24 protein-coding genes and 2 pseudogenes are annotated in these 25,784 nt (G+C 64.9%); 5 read left to right on the plus strand and 21 right to left on the minus strand.

The window, feature by feature from the left end; genetic code table 11:
- The first annotated feature begins 2 nt into the window (after positions 1-2).
- Positions 3-1,088: a phospho-N-acetylmuramoyl-pentapeptide-transferase gene (gene mraY / locus OKW52_RS10045; protein WP_264505572.1), complete on the plus strand. Its 1,086-nt coding sequence runs from the start codon at positions 3-5 to the stop codon at positions 1,086-1,088.
- 93 nt (positions 1,089-1,181) lie between these two features.
- On the opposite strand, the gene OKW52_RS10050 is transcribed toward mraY, so the two are convergent.
- The 4 genes and pseudogenes from OKW52_RS10050 to OKW52_RS10065 form a co-directional block, all read right to left on the minus strand.
- The gene (locus OKW52_RS10050; protein WP_264505573.1) at positions 1,182-1,442 is read right to left on the minus strand and encodes a DUF6455 family protein; all 261 of its coding nucleotides are present in this window, start codon (positions 1,440-1,442) and stop codon (positions 1,182-1,184) included.
- Positions 1,443-1,635: 193 nt separating this feature from the next.
- Positions 1,636-3,113: pseudogene (der, locus tag OKW52_RS10055) on the minus strand (ribosome biogenesis GTPase Der).
- Between the two features lie 60 nt (positions 3,114-3,173).
- Positions 3,174-4,481, minus strand: a complete 1,308-nt coding sequence (locus OKW52_RS10060) for an outer membrane protein assembly factor BamB family protein (protein WP_264505574.1) — start codon at positions 4,479-4,481, stop codon at positions 3,174-3,176.
- 18 nt (positions 4,482-4,499) lie between these two features.
- Positions 4,500-5,159 carry a hypothetical protein gene (locus OKW52_RS10065; protein ID WP_264505575.1) on the minus strand — a complete coding sequence of 220 codons (660 nt, stop codon included), beginning with the start codon at positions 5,157-5,159 and terminating at the stop codon, positions 4,500-4,502.
- 395 nt (positions 5,160-5,554) lie between these two features.
- Between OKW52_RS10065 and OKW52_RS10070 the strand changes: the two genes are divergently transcribed.
- On the plus strand, positions 5,555-6,697 hold the full coding sequence (locus tag OKW52_RS10070; protein ID WP_264505576.1) for an efflux RND transporter periplasmic adaptor subunit: 1,143 nt from the start codon (positions 5,555-5,557) through the stop codon (positions 6,695-6,697).
- Positions 6,698-6,701: 4 nt separating this feature from the next.
- Positions 6,702-10,421, plus strand: coding sequence for an efflux RND transporter permease subunit (locus tag OKW52_RS10075; protein WP_264505577.1), 3,720 nt, complete (start codon positions 6,702-6,704; stop codon positions 10,419-10,421).
- A 345-nt stretch (positions 10,422-10,766) separates the two neighbouring features.
- Here the strand turns inward: OKW52_RS10075 and tig are convergent, their stop codons facing one another.
- Positions 10,767-12,098 carry a trigger factor gene (gene tig, locus OKW52_RS10080; protein WP_264505578.1) on the minus strand — a complete coding sequence of 444 codons (1,332 nt, stop codon included), beginning with the start codon at positions 12,096-12,098 and terminating at the stop codon, positions 10,767-10,769.
- A 202-nt stretch (positions 12,099-12,300) separates the two neighbouring features.
- Between tig and OKW52_RS10085 the strand changes: the two genes are divergently transcribed.
- The gene (locus OKW52_RS10085; protein ID WP_264505579.1) at positions 12,301-12,477 is read left to right on the plus strand and encodes a hypothetical protein; all 177 of its coding nucleotides are present in this window, start codon (positions 12,301-12,303) and stop codon (positions 12,475-12,477) included.
- A 348-nt stretch (positions 12,478-12,825) separates the two neighbouring features.
- Positions 12,826-13,095 (plus strand): hypothetical protein, encoded by a 270-nt coding sequence (locus OKW52_RS10090; RefSeq protein WP_264505580.1) that lies wholly within the window; start codon positions 12,826-12,828, stop codon positions 13,093-13,095.
- Positions 13,096-13,357: 262 nt separating this feature from the next.
- Here OKW52_RS10090 and OKW52_RS10095 read toward each other — a convergent pair whose 3' ends face one another.
- The 16 genes and pseudogenes from OKW52_RS10095 to OKW52_RS10165 all read right to left on the minus strand — a co-directional run bounded on the left by OKW52_RS10095 (position 13,358) and on the right by OKW52_RS10165 (position 25,781).
- Positions 13,358-13,504 carry a hypothetical protein gene (locus tag OKW52_RS10095; RefSeq protein WP_264505581.1) on the minus strand — a complete coding sequence of 49 codons (147 nt, stop codon included), beginning with the start codon at positions 13,502-13,504 and terminating at the stop codon, positions 13,358-13,360.
- A gap of 16 nt (positions 13,505-13,520) precedes the next feature.
- Positions 13,521-13,829: a hypothetical protein gene (locus OKW52_RS10100; protein WP_264505582.1), complete on the minus strand. Its 309-nt coding sequence runs from the start codon at positions 13,827-13,829 to the stop codon at positions 13,521-13,523.
- A 30-nt stretch (positions 13,830-13,859) separates the two neighbouring features.
- Positions 13,860-14,609 carry a LamG domain-containing protein gene (locus OKW52_RS10105; protein WP_264505583.1) on the minus strand — a complete coding sequence of 250 codons (750 nt, stop codon included), beginning with the start codon at positions 14,607-14,609 and terminating at the stop codon, positions 13,860-13,862.
- The gene (locus tag OKW52_RS10110) at positions 14,602-14,886 is read right to left on the minus strand and encodes a hypothetical protein (RefSeq protein WP_264505584.1); all 285 of its coding nucleotides are present in this window, start codon (positions 14,884-14,886) and stop codon (positions 14,602-14,604) included. The genes OKW52_RS10105 and OKW52_RS10110 overlap by 8 nt, the downstream gene beginning before the upstream one ends.
- A 47-nt stretch (positions 14,887-14,933) precedes the next feature.
- Entirely contained in the window at positions 14,934-15,581 is a 648-nt protein-coding gene (locus tag OKW52_RS10115) for a glycoside hydrolase family 19 protein (protein WP_264505585.1), read from the minus strand.
- Complete coding sequence (locus OKW52_RS10120; protein WP_264505586.1) at positions 15,574-15,987, minus strand: hypothetical protein; 414 nt, start codon at positions 15,985-15,987, stop codon at positions 15,574-15,576. The genes OKW52_RS10115 and OKW52_RS10120 overlap by 8 nt, the downstream gene beginning before the upstream one ends.
- Positions 15,984-16,139, minus strand: coding sequence for a hypothetical protein (locus OKW52_RS10125; RefSeq protein WP_264505587.1), 156 nt, complete (start codon positions 16,137-16,139; stop codon positions 15,984-15,986). Before OKW52_RS10125 ends, OKW52_RS10120 begins: the two co-directional genes overlap by 4 nt.
- On the minus strand, positions 16,136-16,360 hold the full coding sequence (locus tag OKW52_RS10130) for a hypothetical protein (RefSeq protein ID WP_264505588.1): 225 nt from the start codon (positions 16,358-16,360) through the stop codon (positions 16,136-16,138). The genes OKW52_RS10125 and OKW52_RS10130 overlap by 4 nt, the downstream gene beginning before the upstream one ends.
- Positions 16,361-16,435: 75 nt before the next feature.
- Positions 16,436-17,221, minus strand: a complete 786-nt coding sequence (locus OKW52_RS10135) for a hypothetical protein (protein ID WP_264505589.1) — start codon at positions 17,219-17,221, stop codon at positions 16,436-16,438.
- 11 nt (positions 17,222-17,232) lie between these two features.
- Complete coding sequence (locus OKW52_RS10140) at positions 17,233-19,404, minus strand: hypothetical protein (RefSeq protein WP_264505590.1); 2,172 nt, start codon at positions 19,402-19,404, stop codon at positions 17,233-17,235.
- A gap of 13 nt (positions 19,405-19,417) precedes the next feature.
- Positions 19,418-21,766 carry a phage tail protein gene (locus OKW52_RS10145; protein WP_264505591.1) on the minus strand — a complete coding sequence of 783 codons (2,349 nt, stop codon included), beginning with the start codon at positions 21,764-21,766 and terminating at the stop codon, positions 19,418-19,420.
- Entirely contained in the window at positions 21,754-21,933 is a 180-nt protein-coding gene (locus OKW52_RS10150; protein ID WP_264505592.1) for a hypothetical protein, read from the minus strand. Before OKW52_RS10150 ends, OKW52_RS10145 begins: the two co-directional genes overlap by 13 nt.
- Positions 21,927-22,142, minus strand: a pseudogene (locus OKW52_RS23285) (DUF6950 family protein); the annotation flags it as partial. The gene OKW52_RS10150 and the pseudogene OKW52_RS23285, both read right to left, overlap by 7 nt.
- On the minus strand, positions 22,136-22,732 hold the full coding sequence (locus OKW52_RS10155; RefSeq protein WP_264505593.1) for a hypothetical protein: 597 nt from the start codon (positions 22,730-22,732) through the stop codon (positions 22,136-22,138). The gene OKW52_RS10155 and the pseudogene OKW52_RS23285, both read right to left, overlap by 7 nt.
- Complete coding sequence (locus OKW52_RS10160) at positions 22,723-23,460, minus strand: hypothetical protein (RefSeq protein WP_264505594.1); 738 nt, start codon at positions 23,458-23,460, stop codon at positions 22,723-22,725. Before OKW52_RS10160 ends, OKW52_RS10155 begins: the two co-directional genes overlap by 10 nt.
- On the minus strand, positions 23,457-25,781 hold the full coding sequence (locus OKW52_RS10165; RefSeq protein WP_264505595.1) for a hypothetical protein: 2,325 nt from the start codon (positions 25,779-25,781) through the stop codon (positions 23,457-23,459). The genes OKW52_RS10160 and OKW52_RS10165 overlap by 4 nt, the downstream gene beginning before the upstream one ends.
- Between the last annotated feature and the right edge of the window lie 3 nt (positions 25,782-25,784).

Consider the following 25,784-nt stretch of genomic DNA (forward strand, 5'->3'; position numbering starts at 1 on the left):
CCATGCTTTTTTGGCTCGCAGAATTTTCCGAAGCCTTCATCGGCTTCAACCTGTTTCGCTATATCACCGTGCGGGCAGGGGCGGCGTTCTTTACCGCGCTGATCTTCGGCTTTGTCTTTGGCAAGCCGCTGATCAACTTCCTGCGCAAACGGCAGGGCAAGGGCCAGCCGATCCGCGAGGACGGGCCGGAATCACACCTGCTGACCAAAAAGGGCACGCCGACGATGGGCGGGCTCTTGATCCTGTCGGCGCTGACCTTCTCGACGCTGATGTGGGCGCGGCTGGACAATGTCTATGTCTGGCTGGTGCTGGGCGTGACGCTGGGCTTTGGCGTGATCGGTTTTGCCGATGACTACGCCAAGGTGACCAAGGCCAATACCAAAGGCGTGTCGGGCAAGATCCGCATGGCGGCGGGACTGGTGATTGCGCTGATTGCGACGGTCATCGCTGCCTATGCCCACCCGACCGATCTGTCGGGCCAGCTGGCGCTGCCGGTGTTCAAGGAATTCCTGCTCAATCTGGGTATCTTCTATGTGCCCTTCGGGATGATTGTCATCGTCGGTTCGGCCAATGCGGTGAACCTGACCGATGGTCTGGACGGGCTGGCGATCATGCCGGTGATGATCGCCGCCACCACGCTGGGCGTGATCGCCTATGCCGTGGGCCGGGTCGATTTCACCTCGTATCTGGATGTGCATTACGTGCCCGGCACCGGCGAGCTTCTGATCTTCACCGCCGCGCTGACGGGCGGGGGCTTGGGCTTTTTGTGGTACAACGCGCCGCCGGCGGCGGTGTTCATGGGCGATACCGGCTCGCTTGCTCTGGGCGGCGCGCTGGGGGCGATTGCGGTCGCCACCAAGCACGAGATCGTGCTGGCCATCGTCGGCGGCTTGTTCGTGGTCGAGGCCCTGTCTGTGATCATTCAGGTGGCGTATTTCAAGCGCACCGGGCGGCGGGTGTTCCTGATGGCCCCGATCCACCACCATTTCGAGAAAAAGGGCTGGGCCGAGCCGCAGATCGTCATCCGCTTCTGGATCATCTCGCTGGTGCTGGCACTGATCGGTCTGGCGACGCTCAAGATCCGCTGAACGGGCGGCTGTCCCATCGTTGGACAGCCCGGCCGGTTGCGGATTTACAACGGGTTGCGCGGGCGCGGTAACCCTGTGTTAACCGCTTTCGCGTCAAAGCGGCCGTTGCAGGCGCTGCAACAGCGCGCCGTTGCGGCAATAGGCGGGCGTCTCATCGGCCCCGTCGGCATGCGCTTCCAGCCAGCTTTCGCAGTCGCAGACCCCCGTGCAACCGATGCAGGTGAAGATCGCATTGCGCAACTCTTGCGCCGACAGATCGGCACGGATGATCGCTTCATCGAGGTCGGCGTGCACGGTCGTCGCCATGCGGTTCATGAGGTCGGCGTGCTGGTCGATTTTGCTGAACAGGCCCATCGGTCAAACTCCTTGCTGATGCAACAGAGTGACCCGCGCCTCGCCCGTTCACCTTGATTCAGATCAACCGCGCTTCTTTGCTCTGAAAATATCCACGGGGGGATTCCCAAGGGGGCGCGTGCGCCTCCCTTGGGCGGGGTGTGGGGCTGGCCCCACCGGGCCGAGGGGGCTCGATGCCCCCCGAGGCCCGCCCTTAGTGCCCCGGCTTGATGTGCTTTTTCAGCCGTGACGGCTGCGAGGATTTGCGGTCCTTGTAGGGGTTCTGTTCGGCACCGCTGCGCAAAAACAGCCGGATCGGCGTGCCCGGCATGTCGAAGCTCAGCCGCAAGCCGTTGACCAGATAGCGCTTGTAGCTTTCCGGCAGCGCCTCGGGGTGCGAGACCTTGACCACGAATCCCGGCGGACGGGTCTTGGCTTGGGTCATGTAGCGCAGCTTCACGCGCTTGCCGCCGGGGGCGGGGGCGGGTGGGCCTCGGTCATCGCGGCCAGCCAGTTGTTCAGGCGCGAGGTGCCCACACGGCGGTTCCAGATCGTATGCGCGCGAATGATCGCCTCGTGCAGCCGGTCCATGCCACGCCCGGTCTTGGCCGAGACGGTGACCAGCGGCGCACCCTTGAGCTGCGGCAGGTAACGCTCGAACGATTCCAGCAGCAGTTTCAGCTTGTCCTGCCGGTCTTCCTCGATGTCCCATTTGTTGACCGCGATGACCACGGCGCGGCCCTCGGTCTCGGCCAGATCGGCGATGCGCAGATCCTGGGTTTCGAATGGAATGGCGGCATCCAGCAGCACCACGACCACCTCGGCGAATTTCACCGCGCGCAACCCGTCGGCCACCGACAGCTTTTCCAGCTTGTCGGTCACGCGAGCGCGGCGACGCATGCCGGCGGTGTCGAACAGCCGCATCGGCGTGCCGTTCCACGAGAAGGGCAGGGCGATGGAATCGCGGGTGATCCCGGCCTCGGGCCCGGTCAGCAGGCGCTCTTCGCCGATGATCTGGTTGATCAGCGTCGATTTCCCGGCATTCGGCCGGCCAATGACGGCCACCTGCAGCGGGCGTTTCTCGGTCGGGGCCCAGTCGGGGATGTCGTCACCGAAGCCTTCGGTGTTGTCGGCCTCTGAATCCTCGTCAATGCTGACGTCGGTCTGCGGCGCTTCGGCCTGCGAGCGTTCCTCGAAGGTGGCGGCCAGCGGCACCAGCAGGTCATAGAGTTCGTCCATGCCCACGCCATGCTCGGCGGACAGGCGGACAGGTTCGCCAAGGCCCAGCGAGAAGGCTTCCAGATAGCCGCCTTCGCCTGCGTTGCCTTCGGATTTGTTGGCCGCCAGGATCACATGCCGTGCGCGGCGGCGCAGGATGTCGGCGAAGATCTCATCCGCCGGGGTCACGCCGATCCGGGCGTCGATCATGAACAGGCAGACATCGACCATTTCGACCGCGCGCTCGGTCAGGCGGCGCATGCGGCCCTGCAGGCTGTCGTCGGTGACGTTTTCCAGCCCGGCCGTATCGATGACGGTAAAGCGCAGGTTGTTCAGCCGCGCGTCGCCTTCGCGCAGGTCACGGGTCACGCCCGGCTGGTCGTCGACCAGCGCAAGGCGGCGACCGACCAGACGGTTAAACAAGGTAGATTTGCCCACATTCGGGCGGCCCACGAGGGCGACAGTGAAGCTCATTGCGGCCCCTGGATGCTCAGAAGCCGCCGACATAGGCGTCGGCGGGAGCTTTGTAAAGCGTCAGCGGTAGGCGAGCAGGTTGCCTTCGCGCGTCAGGATGTACATCACCCCGCCCGCGACGATGGGCGACGAGGCCGCGCCACCGGGGATCGGGATCTCGGCGACGGTGTTGCCCGAGACCGGGTCAAAGCCGCGCAGCACCCCGTCACCCGAGGCGACCCACAGCTTGCCGCCGGCCAGAACCGGGCCGTTCTGCGGGTAGATCGCCAGACGGCGGCGCACACGGTCCGAGGTATAGAGCGGCAGATCCTGCGCCCAGATCAGCGAGCCATCGCTGGCATCGAGGCGCATCAGGCGGTTCTGGTCGCTGACCAGAAACACCGAGCCGCCGACCGGCCACACCGGGTCATTGGCACCCTCGGGGCTGGTCCACAGCGTTTCGCCCGAGCGCACGTCGATGGCGAACACCCGGCCCGACTGGTTGGCGGCGTACAGGCGGTTGCCGTCGATCACCGGATCGCCGGTCAGCGCCGGGATCGAGGCCAGCGCGGCCCCGGTACGGCGGCCTGCGGCGACCGTGGTCCACATCCGCCCGCCGTTCGAGCGGCGCACGGCGGTCAATTCACCGGCCTGCGTCGGGAAGATGACGGCATCGCCCGCGATGGCCGGGGCCGAGCCGCGCGCGACGGTGGTCAGGGCAGGCGTGCCCGGCAGGGTCCAGTCGATCCGGCCGGTGGCGGCGTTGAGGCTCCACATGCTGCTGTCGATGGCGGTGACATAGACGTTGTTGCCATTCACCGCCGGCGAGCCGGTCAGCGGGGCGTCAAAGTCGACGCGCCAGATCTCCGCGCCGGTTGCGGCGTCCAGGGCAGCAAGGAAGGCATAGGCCGAGGTCACATAGACCCGCCCGCCCGACACGGCCAGCGACCCGCCCGAGGCCGAGGTGCCCCGGTCACGCGGTGCGGTCAGGTCGGTGCTCCACAGCACGGCCCCGGCGGTCGAGGTGGCTTGCACCCGGGCCGCGGCGTCGAGCGTGTAGACGCGGCCATCGGCGACCACCGGATCGGTGGTCAGGCGTCCGCGGCGGGTGTCGCCGGTGCCGATGGTCGTGGACCAGATCAGCTGCGGGTTGGCCGACAGCGCCGGGTGCGACGGGCGCGCACCGGGCGTGCCCTGACGCTGGGTCCAGCTGGCATTGGCGCTTTGCGCCGGCAGCGAGATCGGCTGCGCGCGGTTGGCTTGCACGCCGTCCGAGCCGCCCCACGGGGCGCGCAGGGCGACGCGCTCGCCTTCCAGCGGGCGTTCACGGTTACAGCCGGCGCTCAACGCCACCAGGCCAATCAGGGTCGCGGTACGGATCAGGCTCACGGGTTATCCCCCAGTAGGTCAGCCGAGGTCGCTGGGCTGGTCACCGCCCAGGACGACGATCAGTTGCGCGACCCGGCGCCGCAGCGCATCGGTCACATCGGGTTCTTGCAGCAGGGCCTGTGCCTGGGCCAGCGCGCCGTCTTGGTCGCCGGTTTCCATGGTCAGCAGGGCCAGTTGTTCCAGCGCCAGCGGGCGGAAGGTCTGCCCGGGCTGTGCCAGCCCTTGCAGTGTCGCGCGGCGTTCGTCGACAGGAATGTCGGTGCCGCCGATGATCACCCGCTTGAACGCGGCGATCTGGCGATAGGCCAGCGGCAGGGTGGAATCGTTTTCGACGCGGGCCAGCGTTTCCATCGCCCCGGCGCGATCCTCGGCCTCGATATCGGCCGCGCCCAGCAGCAGGTTCAGGATGCCCGCGCGGTCGCCGGTGGCGTCGATGGCGGTCAGTTCGGTCCGCTGGGTGGCCGGATCGGTGGTGTCGAGCGCGGAAATCACCGCATCGCCAAAGCTGCGCGCGGCGGCTTCGTCCTGCGCCTTGCGCCATTCGTTGAACGCGGCACCGCCGACGATCATCAGGACCAGCGCAATCGCGATCCAGCCGTATCTGCGCATCGCCCCATACAGGCGGTCGCGCTTGAGTTCCTCGTTCACCTCGTCGATGAAGCTGTCGGGGTTGCTCACGTCTGGCCTCCGGTTTTCTGAACGGCTGCGCCTTATGGCACACGTCGCCTCTCATAGCCCGAGACGCCAGCCCTTGCCAAGGGCGCTGCCTGCGCAGGCGCGGGGGTTCGCCGCTTTTCCTGTCAACGCATCGTTTGGCGGCCTGCCGCCTGTGCAGGTGCAGAATCTTCGGTGCACCTGCCGCATGACGCTGCGGCATGAGGCCCGCAGCGTTTGCAAAATAAGGGGTTTGGGGGTAATCCACAGGCAACCTGTTGCGTATAGACAACGTGTCAGGCTGCTTGTGGCAGGCCCATCTCTGGGCCGAGCCGTTCAAGCTGCGCGATGATCGGATTGAAAAGGCCCGAAGAATTGCTGCGCCGCGCAGCGGTTCCCGGCCCCAAGAGGTTACTTTGATGCGTGTCGTTCCGCTGATTACTGCCGCGTTGGTGCTGGCGTTCCTGTACCTGCTGGTCATGCAGCGTGACGCGCTGATGGCCTTTGTCGGCGTGGAAGCCAGCCCGGTCGAAACGGCACCGATGGGGGCTGCCGCAGCGGCACCGGTCGAGGATGCGCTGTTCACGGTCGTCGTGGAGCGGATCACCGAGCGCGATCTGGAAAGCGCCATCGTGCTGCGCGGCCGCACGGCGGCTTCGCGCAGTGTCGAGGTGCGCGCGCAGACCGGCGGTCTGGTGACCTCGCAGCCGCGCCCGCGCGGCGCGCTGGTCAGCGCCGGTGAGGTTCTGTGCCAGCTCGATCCCGGCACCCGCGCCGCGCAGATGAGCGAGGCACAGGCACGGCTGAGCGAAGCCCGTGCGCGCCTGTCCGAAGCGCAGATCAACCAGACCACCGCCACGCGTCTGGCCGAAGAAGGGTTTCGCGCGCAAAACACCACCGCCACCGCAGACGCTGCCGTTCAGGCGGCGCTGGCCGGGGTCGAAGCGGCGAACGCCGGGGTCGAAGCTGCCAGCACCGAGCTGGACCGCCTGACCATCGCTGCGCCGTTCGACGGGTTGCTGGAGGTGAACTCGGCCGAGATCGGCAGCCTGATGCAATCAGGCGGCCTGTGCGCAACGGTGATCCAGCTCGATCCGATGCTGATCGTCGGCTATGCCGCTGAGGCGCAGATCGACCGGCTGGCCGATGGCGCGCTGGCCGGGGCGCGGTTGTCGAACGGGCGCGAAGTGCAGGGGCGGGTGACCTTCCTTGCCCGCGCCTCGGACCCGGCGACGCGGACCTTCCGCGTCGAGGTGACGGTGCCCAACCCCGATCTTGAGATCCGCGATGGCATGAGCGCCGATATTCTGGTCGCCGCCACCGCAACGCGCGGGCATCTGGTGCCCGGCTCGGCGCTGACGATCAGCGATGACGGCACGCTGGGCCTGCGGCTGGTCGATGAGACCAACCATACCTTCTTTCAACCCGTCACCGTGCTGCGCGATGCGCCGCAGGGCTTCTGGGTCAGCGGGCTGCCCGCCGAGGCCGATGTGGTCGTGGTCGGGCAGGAATACGTAACCGACGGCATCGAGGTGCGGGTATCGCGCCGCGGCGAGGACTGAGCGCATGCATGGCATGATCGACTGGGCGGCAGCCCGCGCGCGGATGGTACTGGCCTTCGTGTTCCTGACGCTGGGCGCCGGGGTCATGGCCTATGTCGGACTGCCCAAAGAGGGCGAGCCGGATATCGAGGTGCCCGCGCTGTTCATCTCGGTGCCGTTTCAGGGCATCTCGGCGGCGGATTCCGAGACGCTGCTGGTCCGCCCGATGGAGCAGGAGCTGTCCGGCCTGACCGGCCTCACCGACATGACCGCCACCGCGCGGCAAGGATACGCCAGCGTCGTGCTGGAATTCGAATTCGACTGGGACAAGACCGCCACCATCGCCGACGTGCGCGACCGCATGAGCCGGGCTGCGACGAATTTCCCCGACGGTGCGGACAGTTACTCGATCAACGAGTTCAACTTCAGCCAGTTTCCCATCGTGATCATCGCGGTATCGGGTGACGTGCCCGAACGCACGCTGATGCGCGCTGCCCGCAATCTCGAGCGCGCGATCGAGGGCGTCGATGCGGTGTTGTCCGCCGATGTGTCGGGCACCCGCGACGAGATGGTCGAGGTGATCATCGACCCTTTGCGGCTTGAGGCTTATAACGTCAGCGCGGTCGAGCTGATCAACGCCGTGACGATGAACAACCAGCTGGTCGCGGCGGGGGATATCGAGACCGACTCGGGCCGCTTCTCGCTGTCGTTGCCCGGCAGTTTTGAGGACCCGCAGGACATCTACGATCTGCCGATCAAGCATGTCGGCGACCGGGTGGTGACGCTGGGCGATCTGGCCACGATCAACATGACCTTTCAGGACCGTCAGGGCACCGCCCGGTTCGAGGGGCAGCCGACGCTGGCGCTGCAGGTGGTCAAGCGCAAGGGCTTCAACCTGATCGGCACGGTCGAAGAGGTGCGCGCCGCCGTCGATGCCGAGGTCGCCAGCTGGCCGCCAGAGCTGCGCGAGTCGATCACTGTCACCCCGGCGCTGGACCGCAGCTATCAGGTTGCCTCGATGATCAGCCAGCTGGAAGGCTCGGTGCTGACCGCCATCGCGCTGGTGATGATCGTGGTGCTGGCCAGCCTTGGCACGCGCACGGCGCTGCTGGTCGGTTTCTCGATCCCGTCATCGTTCCTTTTGTCGTTCATCCTGCTGGGCGTGATGGGGGTGACGATTTCCAACATCGTCATGTTCGGCCTGATTCTGGCCGTGGGGATGCTGGTCGACGGGGCCATCGTGGTCGCCGAATACGCCGACAGCGAGATCGCCAGCGGCAAGGGGCCGATGCAGGCCTATACCACGGCGGCCAAGCGGATGTTCTGGCCGGTGATCTCGTCCACCGCGACGACGCTCTGCGCCTTCCTGCCGATGCTGTTCTGGCCCGGTGTGGCCGGTGAGTTCATGGGCATGCTGCCGATCACGCTGATCTTCGTGCTGACGTCCTCGCTGATCGTCGCGCTGATCTTCCTGCCCATTCTGGGCGGCGTGACCGGCCGGATTGCCCGCAGCTTTGACGGCATCGCCCAGCACCTGCGCCGCCTGCCGTGGCTGCTGCGCCTGCCGTTTCTGGCCGTGGCGCTGGTGGTGATGGTTGGCGGGCTGGCCACGATGCTCAACCCCGGCCTGCTTATCCCAGACGCCGGGGCCGTCGCGCAGATGGGCGTGCTGGCCGTGCTGCCCGGTGCGCTGGCGACGATGCTGGGGGCGGCGGGGATGTCGATCAGCCTGAACGCGGTCAAGCCGCGCCCGCGCGCCCGCGCGGTGCAATCGGGCTATCGCCGCACGCCGTTCGGCTGGCTGACCAAGGCGGTTGTCGGCAACCCGGTGATGCCCTTCGTGGTCACGGCGGGCATCGTCTTTGGCGTCTGGCAGGTGTTCACGTATTACGGCGAGAACAACTACGGCGTTGATTTCTTTGTCTCGACAGAGCCCGAGCAGGGCATCGTCTATGTCCGCGCACGCGGCAACCTGTCGCTGGCGGAAAAGGACGCGCTGCTGCAACAGGTCGAGCAGATCGTGCTGGCCGAACCCGGCATCGCCTCGAGCTTTGCCTTTGGCGGTTCGGGCGGGCTGGAGCAGAACACCGGCGGCGGTCAGGCACCGCGTGATATGGTCGGGCAGATCCAGTTCGAGCTGCTCAACTGGGATGAACGCGATGGCCGGCCCGAGCTTTTGGGGCAGGTGGTGCTGGACCGGATGGAGGCGCAGTTTCGCCAGATCCCCGGCATCATCACCGAATACATGATCATGTCGGGCGGGCCGGCCTCGGCCAAGCCGATCCACCTGCGCCTGACGGGGCAGGATTTCGAGGTGCTGGGGCAGGCGGTGGAAACGGTCGAAGCCCGGATGCGCGAGATCGGCGGCATCATCGGGATCGAGGACAGCCGCCCGCTGCCGGGGATCGACTGGGAAATCCGCGTCGATACCGCCACGGCGGGCCGCTTTGGTGCCGATGTCGCCACGGTGGGCGGCATGGTGCAGCTGGTCACCCGCGGGCTGATGCTGGACACGATGCGCGTCGACACCTCGGATGAGGAAATCGAGATCCGCGTGCGCCTGCCCGAAGAGGACCGGCTGCTCTCCACGCTCGATACGCTGCGCGTCCAGACGCCGCAGGGGCTGGTGCCACTGTCGAATTTCGTCACGCGCGAGGCCGTCGCGCAGCGCGGCACCATCGACCGCTACGGCGAGCAACGCTATTTCGACGTCAAGGCCGACGCCGCGCCCGAGATGGTCAGCGTGGTGAATGCCGATGGCTCCATCGCCCGTCTGGCGCCGCTGGCCACGCTCGACGCCCGTGTGCATGCCGAAGGCTCGGAGGCGGCGCAGGCGGCCCAGAGCGCGCGTCAGGCGGTCATCGAGGCGGGCCAGCATATCGTGCCCGTCACCCCGACCGAGCGCATCGCGGCGCTGACCAGCTGGCTGGAACAGGAAACCCCGCTGCCCGGCGGTATCGGCTGGCAATGGACCGGCGAACAGCAGGATCAGGAAGAGACCGGCGCGTTCCTCGGGGTCGCCTTCGGCGCGGCCATGGGGCTGATGTTCATCATCCTGCTGGCCCAGTTCAACAGCTTTTACAACGCGGTGCTGGTGCTGCTGGCGGTGGTGCTGTCCACGGCGGGCGTGTTGATCGGCATGCTGGTGATGAAACAACCCTTCTCGATGATCATGACGGGAACGGGGGTGGTGGCGCTGGCCGGGATCGTGGTGAACAACAACATTGTGCTGATCGACACCTATCAGGACTTCCTGCGCTACATGCCCAGGATCGAGGCGATCATCCGCACGGCGGAACAACGCCTGCGCCCGGTTCTGTTGACCACGATCACCACCATGGCAGGGCTGGCCCCGATGATGTACGGGCTGTCCATCGACTTTGTGAACGGCGGCTATACGCTGAACAGCCCGACCTCGATGTGGTGGAAGCCGCTGGCGACGGCGGTGGTGTTCGGGCTTGGCATCTCGACGGTGCTGACGCTGGTGCTGACCCCGGCCCTGCTGGCGGCGCGCATCTGGATCGAGGGCTTTGCCAAGGCGCTGCTGCCCTTCCTGCGCGCTTTCGCGCCGGGCCGCGCCCGCGCCGACCGCGCGCTCAAGCGCCGCAGCGGCAAGGTGCGCCATGCCGAGATCATCTGGGATCCGGCACCCGCCGTCGCGGGGCCGGCGGTCCCGTCTGTCGTGACGCCTGAGGCGCCTGCTGCCCGTCCTCTCAAACGCGGCCCCCGCCACGCGGCGGAGTGACCGGCACCACGGGGCTCCCGCCTCGGCTTGCGGATCAAAGATCCGCGCGCCTCGTTGGGCCGGGTGCGCCACGCTGACGCGCGGCGCGCGCCGCCTGGCCCTGACGGGGGTGATGAACCGACCCGGTGCTGCGTATTTAAGGCAAGATGAGGGGCAAGTGCCCCCCGCGCGCGTCTTGGCCCGCCAACGATCCTCAGGGGATGACGCCGGCTTTTGCTGAGGAGGGGGCAGGATGCCTCCTGACGCCGCGCGGCGCTACTGCCGCGCTTTGCCGGGTAACCAAAAGCCCCCGCGCCGGTTGAGGCGCGGGGGCGATTGCAGGGTCGCGATGCCGTCAGACGGTGATCAGGCTTCGTTTTCCAGCGCGTCCAGAGCGGCTTTCAGCTCGTCCTTGGTGACCTCTTTTTCGGTCACGGCGGCTTTGCCGAGGATCAGGTCGACGACCTTGTCCTCGAAGATCGGCGCGCGCAGCTGCTGTTGCATCTGCTGGTTCTTTTGCACGAATTCGAAGAATTCGCGCTCTTGACCCGGGTACTGACGCGCCTGGCCCATGATCGCCTGGGTCATCTCGGCATCGGTCACCTGAACCTCGGCCTTGCGGCCCACTTCGGCCAGCAGCAGCCCCAGTTTCACCCGGCGCACGGCGAGCGATTTGTGCTCGTCGGTCGGTTCGACCGTGTCGTGGTTGTGGTGATCGACCTCGGGGTTTTCGTCATGCCACAGCTGGTGGGCGATCTGCGAGGCTTCGGCATCGACCAGCGACTGCGGCAGATCGAAGCTGACCGCCGTGTCCAGCTGGTCGAGCAGCGCGCGCTTCACGATGGCGCGCGACGCCTGGGCGTATTCGCCTTCCAGACCGTCCCGGATCTGGCCCTTCAGCGCGTCCAGCGATTCGGCGCCAAAGCGGCTGGCCAGCTCGTCATTCAGTTCGGCCTCGGCCGGGGCTTTGACGGCCTTGATCACGCATTCAAAGACGGCTTCCTTGCCGGCCAGATGGGCGGCCTGGTATTCAGCCGGGAAGCTGACGGTGACGTCCTTGGTTTCGCCGGCCTTCACGCCGACCAGCTGCTCTTCGAAGCCGGGGATGAACTGGCCCGAGCCGAGCGCCAGCGGGTAGTCTTGCGCGGTGCCACCGTCAAAGGCTTCGCCGTCGATGCGACCGGTGAAGTCGAACACGACCTGATCGCCGTTCTCGGCAGCGCCGTCCTTGTCTTCGAAGTTCTGCGCCTGCTTGGCCAGATTGGCCAGCGCTTCGTCCACGGCAGCGTCATCGGCTTTCACCACCAGACGCTCCAGCGTCACGCCGGTGAAATCGGGATCGGCGATTTCGGGCAGGGCCTCGTAGGACAGATCGACGATGACGTCATCGCCTTCTTTCCAGGTCTCGCCGTCTTTCATCTCGACTTTGGGCTGCATCGCCGGGCGTGCGCCGGTTTCTTCGAAATGCTGCTGCATCGCGCCGTCGACGGCTTCCTGCATTGCTTCGCCGATCAGGCGCTGGCCGAACTGCTTTTTCAGCATGGCCATCGGCACCTTGCCCTTGCGGAAGCCCTTGATCTCGACCTCGGGCTGGGCCTCGCGCAGCTTTTCGTCCACCTTCGCCGTCAATTCTGCGGCGGTAACGGTGATCGTGTAGCCACGCTTCAGGCCGTCATTCAGGGTCTCGGTGACTTGCATTGTGTTCCTCGCATATGCTGACAGGCCGCCCGGACGGCGGCCTGAAGAAATCTGCGCCTTACTAGTTTGCGGGCCGGGGCGGATCAACCCTGAATCGGCGTGTGGACTAAGGCGAGTCGCGGGCTTTGCGCCCGGCTCTGGCTATGGGGGGCGAAGGCGCGCATAAAGGGCGGCGAAACACCCGCTGCCAGGGGAGGTGCGCGTGCCCCTTTTCGTCCTGTTGTTCCGCCTGCTTCGGCGCACAGCCCGCCAGCCGCGGGGTCGGCTGGTGCTGACCTTCGGCATCACGCTTGTCCTGATTGCGGTGATCTGGGGGATCGAGGCCGCAGGCTTGTGGCCGGACTGGGCGCATGTACAGGGCCGCGGGCGGTATTACTGAAGCAAGATTGCCGGTCTTGGCGGCTGGCGGGCTGACCGGGCAAGGTTCATCGACGCCGGGCGGTGAGGCGAAGCTGGTGAACCAGCAACACGCAGCAACATGCGAAGCACCCTGCCTTGCGCAGGTGAAAATCAATCAAGAACAGATTTTCAAGGCTTTGTGGCGATCCCGGAAGGAACGGAAAAATCCCCTGATCCCAACGGGATGCGCTGTAAAACAGCGCCTTGTTAGATCACGGGATTTCAATGACTTACAAACTGAATTGTAAAACCGCGCGGGTGCATCTCACAGCACCTCTTGCCGGCGGCGCGGACCACCCCTCGGCCAGTTCCGAGCAAAGGAGATGACATGAGCAAAGAGATGATGTTCCCGATCATGGGAGACCCGATCATCAAGGCTATCCCCTGGCCTGCACTTCTCCCGCATGAGGCAAGCGCTCAGCGTAACCACGGCGGGCAAACGCTCAACAGGCTCGCGCAGCGAGGCGGCCTTGGCATCGAGGAAGCCTATCACATCTTGCGGGATGAGCCTTGCCCGACCGGGGACCGGTACAACAAGGATTTGGTGCGCGTGGCATTAATGCGGATGCTCGCGAAGTTCAACGCGGGGCAGAACTGACCGTTCACCTCCGCGAATAGCTGCCCCGATAGGGCGGCGTCGTCTCTCCTGCATGCCATGACTTGATGATGTCCTCGCGCGAGGCCTGCCGCCCGCAGGCACTGCATCGCAGCCGGTGGAAGGCCATGAACCGCTCAGGTTCGCAGCCGAGCTGATCAGCCCCGAGAGTCGCGGAATGGCCGCAACCAGGGCAGGTGACGTGGATGAGAATCGCGCCGGACATGTGCGGAACGTATCGCGAACATGCGGGCGCGGAAAGGTGTCACTGAGCGACCCATTGCGCCAGCACCTGCAGCCGCTCGCCGCAGTCCAGCAACGCCGTGCGATCGGCGCGCCAGAGCGTTTCCACCTCGACCTGCCGTAGTGCCCGCTGCGGCAGGTCCACCGGGACCGGGCAGGCCGCCGTCATGGTGTCGGGCGGCGGGTCAGAACGAACCCAGGCGGCGCACGCTGTCAGCGCCCAGGCACATGCGGTCAGCGTCAGGATCGTTCGCAGCGGCATCGTCAAGCTCCTGTTGAAGGCGGTCACGTTCCAGAGCGGCAGCGGCCTGCGCCTCGGCCAGACCGATGATGCGCGCCTGAGCTTCCCGGAGATCGGCCTGCGCGCGCGCCACGCGGTCGCGTTCGACATTCCCGCGCCAATGGTAGCCGTACCCGACAGCGCCACCCCACGATGCCAGCAGGAACACGAGGCCGATTGCCCATGGCGGTAGGGCGGCTAGGGCGCGGATCATTCCGGAACCACCGGCGTTCTGATGGCCATGTCAGGCGCTCCAGTTGTTGTGAAGATTGACGATTTCGGCGGGGCCGAGCGCGCGGTTGATCGCGAGGACATTAGAGATCGGGCCGGGGAAGAAGAAGACGGGCGTCCCGCTGCTGTTGAGAGCACCGACAGCCATGCCGAGACCGTTGATCGTGGACCCGCTCTGCGCGCCGCTGTAGACCTCTGCGCCGTCCACGTACAAACGATCCGTGGTGCCATCCCAGAGCAGCGCGCCGGTGTGCCAATCGCTGCCGAGGTCAGGCCCGCCGAAGATCACGTTTGCCGAGTTTGCGCCAACGCCCCCGGACACTCGCCCGTTGGCGTCCAGCGCGAGCAAGGCGCGGGTGCCGGAACCAGAAGATCCGACGATCACGCGTGTTCCGACACTTCCCTCATTCGCCTTGAACCGCGCGACCAGCGTTCCCGCAGCGCCCGGCACGAACGCTGTCGTCAGCCGGTCGTCGCTACCGTCAAACTGCATGCCGGTGGTCTGGCGTGTCGGGCGAAAGCCGGTGGAGGACTGGGTGGCATTGATCGCATTGCCGCTCTTGTCCACCACCAGAGCCAGGGCAACCGTAAGATCCGCCGGGGTTTCGCCCGCCTCGTCAGCGAACAGCGTGGCAGGGTCTCGACCATCCAAGAGGAAGCCAGAGTCGGACGCGCCAAAGACCGCTGCGGGGGACCAGCTGTTGCGCTGTTGCTGGCCAAAAGGCGAGCCGAACCCGTCCAGCGGAGATCGGATGCTACGCATGCGACACCCATACGATGCCGGACTGCCCCGCGCCGGTTCGGGCATAGATGCGGGTTCCAGCGATTCCCGGCGCCAGATCGGCCAGATCGGCGTTACGCTCGCCCGAGTACGGGTTGTACAGGATGCCCTGCGCTCCAGTTGCTGGGGGCGTCTCGCCGACGGTGACCTGCACATAAATGCCGTAGCCACTGACGTTCTGGAAGGTGATGCTGGTCACATCGTCATTCGTGAGTTGTGTCCAAACGTCGGTGATCGGGACTTGTCCATTGCGTGCCATAGGTGGCTCCTTTCATGGGTGTGGATGCGGCGGGCAGGATGGTTGGGCTATTCCAGCGACATGCCGGCGAGGTGCAGCGCAGCGTCGAACTGCGCCGCGTAGCCCGCGATCAGCGCGGCCTTGTCTTGCCCGTTGACCGTGCGGCGCGCCTCGGCGGCTTCCTCGGCCGACAGGCCGGGGATCCCGTCCAGCATCTCATAGTGCCCGATGCCCTTGCGCCTGCCGTTCCAGCGCCCATCGATCAGACCTTTGATCAGCACCCGCGCCGAGATCACCGGTTCGAGCATCTTGTCAGGATAGCGCACCAGGTCGACACCCGCGTCGGCGGAAGACGCCGCGTAGTTATCCAGCCATGTCAGCTGGACGTGGCCCCGCCCGTAATAGACATGCCCATAGGGCGGCTGGGGCAGGGCGTAGCGCGCCACGGCGCTGGCCGCACCCCGGCGCTCGGCCAGTTTGTTGACGGCCCGGCGCGCCCCGGCGTCGGTGGCGGCAAAGCCCTCGCGCACCGGAACCATGCGAGCACCCGTTTCGTGGAAGGCTGTCGCCAGCGCATAGGCCAGCGTCGCGCGGCGGCCATCGCCGACCGTTTGGAACGCGGTCAGGATGCCGTTCATCCCGTCGACCTGCGACTGATTCAGTCGCCCACCAAAAAGGCTGCGGCGTACCGCGTTGAAAAATCCGGCGTCATTCATCGCGTTTCCTCCAGGGGATGATGCAGCGATTACCCGGGTGCGCCCATGCCGACCACCAGCGCCAGCGGGCGCGCTCGGGTTCGGGGATTGCGTAAAGTCGGGCCCGCAGGAACAGGACAGAGGCGGCAAAAACCATCAGGTTAAAGACCGCATTGAAGTCCACGCCACCCAGAGCGTCGCGCATCTGGGGCCAGCTATCTCCGAAGACCACACGCGCCCAATCCCACCAGAGCGAACGCAGGACTTTGGCCGACACCAGAAGGATCACAGCGGCGACGGTATAGCGTCCGAAAGGGTCGAGTTGCTGGCGGGTGAGCGGCCAGAAGGCTCGCATCACAAAGAGCATGCCCATGATCGCCAGGGCCGAGGAAGCCTGAGCGAAGAAGGCGGGGAGAATACTTGTCACTCGGCGGTCCTCATACTGTTCAGTGCATCCCGTAGCTGGCCGATCTCTGCGGCCAGCAGATCCTTTGCAGCCGAGCGCGCCGCATCGGCTTCGCTCTTGGCTGTCGGCTTGTCTGCCTTGCTGGGCTTCTTGCGGTTCAGGGGCCAGATCATGATCGCCCCGCCCGGTTGATCTGCACCATCGCTTCGCGAAGGGCATGGATCGCCTCAAAGAGCTGGCGCGCATCATCTCGGACGTCAGCAAGGCGCTGCGCATCAGTTTCGCGCAGAGTTTGCTGACCTCTGAAATAGAGCGCGCCCATGACCACAGCCAGAATGTAGCCCGGCCCTTGGTCTGTCGCCCATGCGATCAAAGATGTGATTGCAGCTTCCATCTAGCCCCTCAATCGGTGCTTCAGTCATCGCCTGAGCGCAACGATTTGCTGCTCAACCGGCGGCGCCTGATGCCTTTAAGGCGTCATCCAGGCGACCATCGAGGGCGCCAGCGACGCGACAATGGCGTGAGCGGCGGCGTCCTCGGTGATGTCGCGGTCGAGCACCATCCAGCCTGCGATGGCGCTTTTCCAGAAAGTCGTCGCACCGATCGATCCGACCTTCCATGTGCTGCCGAGGTCCATCGTGAGTGCCCGAGCGAGGGTGCCGACCGGGGTCTCCAGATCGTTGACAAACAACTTCGTCAGATAGTTGTTGGCGCTGGTTTCATGGCAAGTCGCCGTGATCAGGTTAGGCCCTGCCGACAGCGTCGACCCTGCGATGGAGATGGTGCCGCCCGAGTCGGCCAGCTGGAAGTAGAGCGCACCGGTTTCGGAAACCCCGATGCCGATGTGCGTCGACCCAGAAAAGCGGGTGATCGCACGTCCGTTGGTGACAACACCTCCGTCCAGCATGTCTTGCGTGATGTTCACCAACAAGAAGATGGTGAAGGCTTTGCCACCAGGCTTACCGGTGTCGATGTGCCGCGACCCGTTCCAGCCGGTGAAGCAAGGCAGATCGTTCATGCTTGCAACTTCCGTCACGGCTGGTGGCGTGCCCGTCGCACCGGCGTAAGCCATTTTGTGCGGAACAGGACCGCCCAAGAGCACACACTCAGGTTCAAGCATCCAGCCTGCGAAATAGTTGTTTACAAACTGGGAGCCGCCACCAAGGCGGGCGTAGAGTTGTGCGTACCACTCCGGCAGGAAAAACTGCGTGCCGAGGGTGACGTTTGTTGAGCCAGGGATAACCAGACCAGCCATGCTGTTTCCTCTCAGGTGATGTCGATAAGTTGCGTATGCAGGGCGTGGGATTTGGTGCGGGTTTGGCCATTGATCAGAAGATCATCCCCGGCACCGGCACTGTCCGCGATCGAGGTGCGAGCGCCGATGACCGGGCCTTGATATGTCCCTCCGACACCGGTCGCCGTATCGCGCAACCCGGCACCGAGCTGCTGCGCGGTGCCAGTCGGCGTATCGGACAGCGTGACAACAACCTCCCAATCGGTGCCGCTGTCGACGGATTCGACGGCGACATTGCTGATGGTCACGCTGTTGCCATCGCCCGCGTCCCACCAGCTCAGCCCGGCATTTGACACGGCGGTGATTGCCGCGTTGTCGATCACGATAGGCCCGACGATGTTTGCGGCGGCGGTGTTGAAGCGCACGCGGACCTCAGCCCCGGTGCGGACAGCGCTGATCATGCGGAGCGGTTCATATCCGGCAGAACCGAAGTAGGTGCCGAGCAGCGCCTCATAGACGAACCACGACCGGTGGTTGACGCCGTGATACCCCATGTGTGTGGTATCCGAACTGAGGCCTTCATCTTCTGCGTTGGTGTAGAGATACTCGGGGCCAACCGCGACGAAGTTGCGAACAGCATCTTGCATCAGCGTCAGCGGCGCGCGCGAAACTTCCATCGTGCCATTGGTCGTGCCAGCGGTGGTGTCGTTTGCATGCGTCATTCCGTGCACCAGCATCGGAGCTTCGTGACGGGTTCCGCCGTGACCTTCGATCAGATCTTGCCAGCCGTCATAGATGCGTTCGATCTCAGCGACATATTCCGCTTCGGTGTCGGCTACGTTGGAGCCGCCTTGTGACCACAGCATGGGGCCGATGATCATTTCGACGCCACGATCCTCGCACATCATGCGCAGCTGGGCGTAACAAAGCGCGAGGTTGCGCCACGTTGCGCTGCCAGGCCCCTGCTCCGACGTATTTGCGCCGCCGACAGCCACGTTGATGCCGACGATTGCGGTGTCGCTGTCGACCTCATTCAACATGTAGTTGCTGACTGCGGTGCAATCGCTTTCCGCATAGGCCGACCAGATCGTGTCTTCCTGTTCGCGCATATCCACGATCGCCCCAAGATCCTCGGGCGTGTAGAGATATTGGAACCGGTTGGGTTTGCTTGCATTGGCGAACATCTGACCGGGGCGGACTCCACCTGCGAACATTCCCAATCGGCCAGGTGCAGGGCAGGTGCCGTTCAGCAACCCGTAGGAAACGGCCGAGTTAAGCGACTGACCGCTCAAGGTCAGCACGAGTACCTTTTTATACGATGGGCTAATCGACCATCCACCTCGCCGGGGATATTGGTAGAGATGCGGGACCCCATCATACCCCGGCTGGAAGGCCTGTTCGACGAGCCCGATCGCCACCGCTGATACAGTCGCAGACAGCGCCTTAGGACCTGCAAAAGTACCGCCGTTGCTGGGGTCTTTGTATGTTGCGCTCCCCTCAGCCCCGTCCGTCAGTGGCCACAGAGCTGAAGCGCCGACGATCTGCGCATTACCGTCGCTGTCGACATAGGCTCCGTAAACCCCCAGATCCCCTTCATAGAAAAAGCGACGATAGAAAGATCCATCCTCCGTCTTCACCAGGTCGAGCGTCGCAGGAGCACCGTGCTCGCCCACAAGGCGGCGCGTCAACGGCCCATATTCTTGCAAGAGATCGAGATCTCGCGATGTCTCATCGCGGAAAAATTGACCTGAACCAGATTTGATCAGCGTGAACTCGATCGGCGCACCATGCTCGAAGGTCACGTTATCGGTGACAAAACCAAGATTGACGTCGACCGCGGCAAGGTCAGACTCGGAAACCTTACCATCCAGCGCAGCCTGCAGACCGGTCACCGTACTGATCGCCTGCTCGCCGGTGTGATCCGCCCGCGCGCGCAATGCGGCGTCCGAGGCGTTTGCCGTCGCCCCTTCCTCAACACCGGCCAGCTTGGCACGCTCAACAGACGACATGATCTTGGCAGTATCAGTTTCAGCCAGATCATCGATGTTATCGCCGGGTTGCACCGCGCTGTCTGCCAACGCGCCCTGCGCGGCGCTGGCCTTGCCTGCGAGCAACGCCTCGATCCATGCGGCCTCGTTGGCAAGATCGGCTTCATTGGAAACAACCCCGCCCGAAATCGGGCGAGTGCGCGGGGATACGGCCATAGCTGGACCTCGTTTATGTGGGGGTAGCAGTGACGGTCGCGGCCCAATGGCCGACGGCGGTGTTTTCGGTGACGGCGCGGACAAAGACGTGGTGCAGCACGCCAGCAGGAAGCCCGGTGACGGTGGTGTTCACCGGGTCCGAGGGATCGCAGGTGATCTCGGCATAGAAGATGGCAAGCTCTTGATCGGCGCTGGTGCCGACCCAGATCTGCAGCGCCGCGCAGGCGCTTTCGGACGGGGCCGTTGCGTCAATCTCGATCGAGCCTGCACCAGCCGTCAGGGAAACCCCCGTGGGCATCCCAAGAGAGAACCCGACCTGCACCGCGTAGAGAGGCACCCAAGCGCTGACACGATCATCAACCCGGCAGCGGATCCCAAAGTCATAGCTGGACCCGGAAATAGTCGCGCCCAAGCCACCCTCTGCGATCAGGTCGTCTGAGGCCTCGAAAGAGAAGTTTGCCATGGGCAGCCAGAACGGCTCTTGATTGCGACGAAACCGGGCCTCGATTGAATCGATGCGCGGATAGAAGGTCGTGATCGGCTCTTCGTAAACGTAGTCGCCCGGGACCGAGCAGGTCAGAAAGATCGTCGAGCCATCGACCGATGCCGACACCCAGCTGGTCTGCCGGACGGTAGGGTCGGAGGGAACTGTCGATTGGTCCAGCCGCTCCGCTTCATCGGTTGCCGCGTTCCACGCATAGACCGCTTCGGCATCCTCTTCGAGATCCAGCGGCAGCTGCAGCGCGACACCGCCGCCGCTTTCGAGCCACTGCGCCGGATGCGAGCGGGTCACGCGATAGGTGCCATTGCGGGCATCTGTCGGGCGGCCCAGCAGTGACACCGCCACCCGGCCACCAGCCTGCGCCTTGAGGGCGCTCGGCGGGAACAGCGCCGACAGCTGGCGCTGCAGCTTCATCCGCTCCGCGACAATCTTCTGGATGCGCTGCGCCTGCGGGCTCGAAAAAACCAAGCCAAGATCGATCGCCGTGATCCGGTCGTCATCGCCGTCCCAGTTCGCCGACACAGGGTAGGGCGGCTCTTCGGTGCTTTCCCATCCAGCGGAGGGGTCGGGGTGAACCGCCTTGACCGCCCCGGGCAGATCACGCGTCGATCGCGTGCGCCGGAAGATCACCGGCTGGTCCCGCAGGCATTCGCTCAGCGTCACCTCGGGCGCTTCCCACGCCCCCGGGGAATAGCCAATCTGACCGCCAGATCGGAACAATGTGCCCGCGCCGGCACTTTCCAGCGGCTTAAGGACATCAGACAATTCTGAACCGTCGCTATAGGCAATCAGCCCGCCGACGCGATAGCGCCGCTCGGCCCCGCCTGATTTCAGGGGCACCAGCTCATCCGCGATGACTGCCGCATCGGTGAAGTTCTGCAGGGCGATCTGGGCCAACGGATAGCGCGCGATCGGGTTGAAGCGCAGCGCGTCCAGCAGGCAGAGCGCCTGATTGTCGCTGACCTTCCATGTCTCGGGATCATCCGCGTCCTGCGTCAGATCGAGCGGGTTCCAGACCTTTGTCCAATCCGCCTGAACCTCGAGCATAGGCGGCGAGGACGGCCAGCGGGTGTTGCGTTCTTCAATGTCACCCGCGACGAAGCGCACCCACAGAACCGTCCGACCCGACCAGCGGTCCGTTGCCCAGAACTTTTCCGGGTTGATGCCGCGCAGATCGCCGACTTCTTCAAGAATGGCCGCCGGTGGGTGCGTCTGATCCCCGCGCCCGAACCAGACGTTCACATGACTGGCGAAGGGATAGTTGATCGCAACACCGCCGATGGTTCCCTTGACCGCGCGCCAGGTCACGACCGTGCCACCCACCGGCGCAGGCGCATCCAGCGTGACCCGAAGGTCGGTCGAGCCGACCGTCGCAATGGTCACCGGCCCGTCGTCGGTCCATGCGGCCATGCCGTCGCCAATCGGAGCCGAGGCGAGCCCATGCATGACATCGACGGTGGTGTTGCCCTCTAGCACGGTGGCGGTGCCCGTCGAATGCCCGCCGAAATCGTAGGGATTGCCGGTCAGGCCGACCGGGCGACGATCAAGGAACAGCGCGAAGTTCGTGCCCGCGCTGGGGCGGCTGTTCAGGATGATACAGCCATAGAGAATACCGTCCTTGACCACCCAATATGGCGCTGGCGATCCTTGGATCCGGCCATTGCGGCCATAGGCCACGCGGTACGGCGGCAGGCTGTCAGGCGTCGCAAGCTCGCGTGACAGGTCAGAGCCTTGGCTTTTCTTCTGCAGCAGCTGCGACGCGGCCGAAAGAACGACCGATATCCCAAGATTGACCAGCGCTGATGCAAGCGTTGCGTTCACCCCCCAGACCACAAGGGCCTTGATGATCAGATCTGGCATGACAGGATCACTTTCTTGAACGTCGCAAAACCGCCATCGATGCGGGATGCCCACATGTCGCCCCCGACCGATATGGCGAGCGCCCGCCGCCCACCCGCACGAATGAGGCCAATTTCCCCCGGCAAGCCGATACCGGGCTTGAGGTTCGATTCAGAAGCCAGCCCCATGAAAAGCCGCCGCCAGCCCCCGCATCACGGATCAGCGCATAGGCCCCAGCTTCGGTGCTGTACCGGCCCCGCAGCGGTGCCATCGCGTCAATGCCGTGCAGGCGCTGGAACACGTCGCACGCCGCCGTGCAGCAGTCCGACACCCCCCAGACCCACGGCCCGGACATCACGTCCAGAACCGCGTCCATAGCCGCATCGTGCGTCACCATTTCGGCAGCGATGCCACGAGATTTCCGATTGCCCCCGATACCCACCGCCCTGCCGTGTCGTCAGGGTCGGTGCGCCGTTGGTCATCCCAGCTGTGATGCGTCGCGGCGCGCGAGCGCTGCGACGGGCCGCTGGTGATCTGCAGGCTCACCAGCCGGACCATATCAATGTCGCCGTCGGCGGTGTCCTCATCGCTCACCGTGCCGATGCCGCCAGTGAAGCACAGCATCGGCTGTCCGATCAGCACCGAACCGGCCCGCTCGGTCGTCGCGCCGAACCATACCTGGACCGTCCGACCGCGCGCTGCTTCGGCGTCGCCAAGGATTTCATCGATCAGGTCAGGATCACCGCCCGCCGTTGCCGTACCCTCGACCATCGCCAGCGATGCCGCCTCATCGGGCAGGGTGACCGTTCCGGCATTCATTTCATGCAGGCCGATCCAGTCGTGCCCACCCCAGCTGATCGTCCCGGACCCGGAATGAACCCGCACGGGATCATCCGGCCAGTCCACGAAAACCAGCGTCACAGGTTGGAAGCCGCCCGCCGAGATGGCCGCGAGCAGATCATCATCGATGTCGCGCGTCAGGCCCATGGGTCAACCTCGGTGGCATCTTCGGGATACTCACCCGGCAACACCTCGCGCAGCGCCCAGGAATACATCCAGTTGCCGCTGACCGGCTGGTCTGAAGGCGACCGGCTGGTGACCCGGAAAACCGCTGTCTCGGTGTCGCCCACGCTGACAATCCCGGCAGGCAGCGCATCGAACAGCGGGATCACCGCATCGCCCGACGCATCCGCAAACACCGTCTTGACGGCTCGCGATGCGCCGCCGTCTTCGCCCTCGACGTATACCCTGATCACATCATAGGCGCGGCAGACCAGCGCCCCCGGGGTCAAGCCCGAAAGCGCCAAAGCGTCAAAGCCGTTCAACGTGGTGACTGTCGCCGCCAGGGCAGGGCCGGTGAACCACAAGAGCGAATCGCCGCCATCCGTCCATTCGAGCGGGTCACCCTCGGTTGTCCAGGTCAAAGGAGCCGAGGCCAGCGGGCGCGCTTCATGGCACCAGTTGATCGATGGGCACGCCATGCGCACCAGATTGACCCCGCCGTCCAATAGGCGATTGAGGCTTGCGCTCATGCCCGCCCCGTCGCGGTTTCCCGACAGCGATGACGCTGTGACGCGAATGATCCGGCGGCGCGGACCCGACGACGACACATAGTCCTGTCCGCTGAACACACCGCGCGACGACCGCGACGGCAGTTCGTCGTCGATCAGCGTCGCGGTGTATTTGAGCGGCGGAAAGGCGTAGATCACCGTCATGCCGGGCGCACCTCACCGAAGCTTTTATGCGTAGCGGTAACCGAATCGCGGACGATACCAGGCCTTGCATCCTGAACCGCGCGCTTCACCATCCGGCCCGTGTCGTCATAGATCGTTGCGACAAAGGCGTGCATGCTTGGGTCAAAGCCGATTCCGATGTGACTGGCACCGCCGTCGCCGCCGGACGCAACGCCAAGCTTTCCATCACTACCGCGACGCAACGGAAGGATGGCTTCCGGTCCCGCTTCGCCCATCACGCCCGCGCCTTTGGCAAATGCGAACATGGTCGGTCGGCTGACCACCTGACCGCTATAGGCAGACAGCGAAGGGCTGCCGCTGAAGACGTTCCCGTTGGCGTTGAACAAGACGTTCAGCAGGCTTCCGAAAATGCCACCTCCGGTCTTTCCGGCCGTCGTGCTGCCCAGCAACGACATCAGTGCGTTGTTCAACATCATCTCCGCCGCCCGGCTCAGCAGTTGACTGATAGCCTGACGGGCGGAATCACCGCCCTGCACCACTTGTATGAAAAATCGGCTCATGTTCCCAGCAAGGCTCTGGATGCGAGACTGCGCGTCTTCGGTCGCCTTGCTGACGGCATCGACACCGGCCGCCGCGCCCGAGGCAGCACCAGGCGTCTCTGCCAGCGCTTGATTGATTGCCGCCAGCGCAGCCGCTGTGTCGGTCGTTTCGATCCCGGCGTCGGCCATTGTTGCCCGCAGGGCTGCCAGCGCCTCGCGGGCGTGGTCAAAGCCTTGAGTAATTTGCTGAACGGCATCGGTTCTGTATTGCTGACCACGGTCGCGGGCGGTGCCTGCCAATTCGGACTGAAGTCTCGCAAACTCGTCTGCGCGGCTTCCGATTGCTTCGTCCAACCCAAGAATCTCGGCAAAATTGACGTCGCCGAAGGGCGTGCTGACGCCACCGAGGCTGCCGACCATGTTCCGAAGGAAGCCTGCCCAGATACCAGAAAGGCTGCCGACCAAAGTGTGGAATCCCGCCTCGACGCCCGCCCAAACTGCTCTGAGCCCAGTGGGAATGCTTGATGCGCTAATCACGATGCCAGCCCAGACGCCGCGAGCGACGTCGCCCAGAAGCGACAATGCCTCCCCCCAGCTTCCGGTTCGCTCGCGCAAGGTCAGCAAAGCGTTGATGGCAAAACCAGCGCCGACGATGAAGGCCCCGATGCCGGTTGCCAGCAGTGCGCCACGCAGGGTGATCAGTGATGCGACCCAGGTGCCGGTTGCCGCTATGGCTCCCCAGATCGCGGGGACATACGCGGCGACAAGCCCGACAGCGGCGCGGGCAATTGCCGGGATGAAATAGGCGGTCACCGCAGCAGACGCCGCGATGATATAGCCCTGGAAGCCGCCGACAGCATCGCTGGCAGCAGCTACCGCACTCAAAACCTGTGGACCAAAGGCCGACACTCCTGCGGTCAGCGCTGCAAAAGCCGCGACACCCAAGAGAACCGGCGATGCGATCATGGCGGTAGTTCGCAGGATCGTGCCCAGGATGATCAACAGGGGCCCGGCGACCACAGTGATCGCCGCAAGTGTCGCGCCAAAAGTCTGCATCGTGGGTGAAAGGCGGGCGAAACCGACAGAAAACTCTACCGCAGCGCTGGTAATGAAGGTCAGCGCCGGCAGAAGCGCCGCCGTAATCTGCCGCGAAATGCCGGTGACGACACGATGCAAGCGCGTCAGGTTGTCTCCAAACAGTTCAGCCGCGCGGGCGGTATTCTCAGAAAGCGTCAGACCGAGAGCATCGGCCTCATCCATCAGCGCACTCAGCCCGGCGGATCCGCCACGCAACAACGGCATCAGTTCTGCGCCAGATCGGCCCAAGAGCTGGATCGCAAGCGCTGTTCGCTCGGCCCCCTCCGGCATGCGCGCCAGCCGATCGGCGACGTCTTGCAGGACATCGACCGTAGGGCGCATCGCCCCCGCAGAATCCCTGACCGCAATCCCGACATCAGTGAAATCAGAGGCGTTCTCGACCATACCGCGCGACATGCGGGCGATTGCCCCCTGAAGCGTGCCCATCTCGACACCCGACAGCTCCGCCGCGTGCTGCAGCTGCGACAGAGCCTCAACCGGGATCCCGATCCTGTCAGCCGTTTTGACCAGATCGTCCATGGCGCTGATCTGACCGCGCACGGCCAGAGCGATGCCAGCACCGATCACACTGACCGCCGCGCCGATTTGCTGCATCCTCCGGCCGAGCTGCTGCATGGTGGACTGGGCCTGACGCGCACCGGTAGTGAATTGGGCCGCGTCCAGACCAAGATTGACCCGCAGGGCACCGACAACGCTAGAGGACATCGC

The organism is Pararhodobacter zhoushanensis, assembly GCF_025949695.1.
Lineage (GTDB): Bacteria > Pseudomonadota > Alphaproteobacteria > Rhodobacterales > Rhodobacteraceae > Pararhodobacter > Pararhodobacter zhoushanensis_A.

Excerpts from the sequence above, each read along its gene's own strand:
- mraY (WP_264505572.1), top strand. The coding sequence starts at position 3 with ATGCTTTTTTGGCTCGCAGAATTTTCCGAAGCCTTCATCGGCTTCAAC.
- OKW52_RS10050 (WP_264505573.1), bottom strand. The coding sequence starts at position 1,442 with ATGGGCCTGTTCAGCAAAATCGACCAGCACGCCGACCTCATGAACCGC.
- OKW52_RS10070 (WP_264505576.1), top strand. The coding sequence starts at position 5,555 with ATGCGTGTCGTTCCGCTGATTACTGCCGCGTTGGTGCTGGCGTTCCTG.
- OKW52_RS10075 (WP_264505577.1), top strand. The coding sequence starts at position 6,702 with ATGCATGGCATGATCGACTGGGCGGCAGCCCGCGCGCGGATGGTACTG.
- tig (WP_264505578.1), bottom strand. The coding sequence starts at position 12,098 with ATGCAAGTCACCGAGACCCTGAATGACGGCCTGAAGCGTGGCTACACG.
- OKW52_RS10090 (WP_264505580.1), top strand. The coding sequence starts at position 12,826 with ATGAGCAAAGAGATGATGTTCCCGATCATGGGAGACCCGATCATCAAG.
- OKW52_RS10095 (WP_264505581.1), bottom strand. The coding sequence starts at position 13,504 with ATGACGGCGGCCTGCCCGGTCCCGGTGGACCTGCCGCAGCGGGCACTA.
- OKW52_RS10100 (WP_264505582.1), bottom strand. The coding sequence starts at position 13,829 with ATGATCCGCGCCCTAGCCGCCCTACCGCCATGGGCAATCGGCCTCGTG.
- OKW52_RS10105 (WP_264505583.1), bottom strand. The coding sequence starts at position 14,609 with ATGCGTAGCATCCGATCTCCGCTGGACGGGTTCGGCTCGCCTTTTGGC.
- OKW52_RS10110 (WP_264505584.1), bottom strand. The coding sequence starts at position 14,886 with ATGGCACGCAATGGACAAGTCCCGATCACCGACGTTTGGACACAACTC.
- OKW52_RS10115 (WP_264505585.1), bottom strand. The coding sequence starts at position 15,581 with ATGAATGACGCCGGATTTTTCAACGCGGTACGCCGCAGCCTTTTTGGT.
- OKW52_RS10125 (WP_264505587.1), bottom strand. The coding sequence starts at position 16,139 with ATGATCTGGCCCCTGAACCGCAAGAAGCCCAGCAAGGCAGACAAGCCG.
- OKW52_RS10130 (WP_264505588.1), bottom strand. The coding sequence starts at position 16,360 with ATGGAAGCTGCAATCACATCTTTGATCGCATGGGCGACAGACCAAGGG.
- OKW52_RS10135 (WP_264505589.1), bottom strand. The coding sequence starts at position 17,221 with ATGGCTGGTCTGGTTATCCCTGGCTCAACAAACGTCACCCTCGGCACG.
- OKW52_RS10140 (WP_264505590.1), bottom strand. The coding sequence starts at position 19,404 with ATGGCCGTATCCCCGCGCACTCGCCCGATTTCGGGCGGGGTTGTTTCC.
- OKW52_RS10145 (WP_264505591.1), bottom strand. The coding sequence starts at position 21,766 with ATGCCAGATCTGATCATCAAGGCCCTTGTGGTCTGGGGGGTGAACGCA.
- OKW52_RS10150 (WP_264505592.1), bottom strand. The coding sequence starts at position 21,933 with ATGGGGCTGGCTTCTGAATCGAACCTCAAGCCCGGTATCGGCTTGCCG.
- OKW52_RS10155 (WP_264505593.1), bottom strand. The coding sequence starts at position 22,732 with ATGGGCCTGACGCGCGACATCGATGATGATCTGCTCGCGGCCATCTCG.
- OKW52_RS10160 (WP_264505594.1), bottom strand. The coding sequence starts at position 23,460 with ATGACGGTGATCTACGCCTTTCCGCCGCTCAAATACACCGCGACGCTG.
- OKW52_RS10165 (WP_264505595.1), bottom strand. The coding sequence starts at position 25,781 with ATGTCCTCTAGCGTTGTCGGTGCCCTGCGGGTCAATCTTGGTCTGGAC.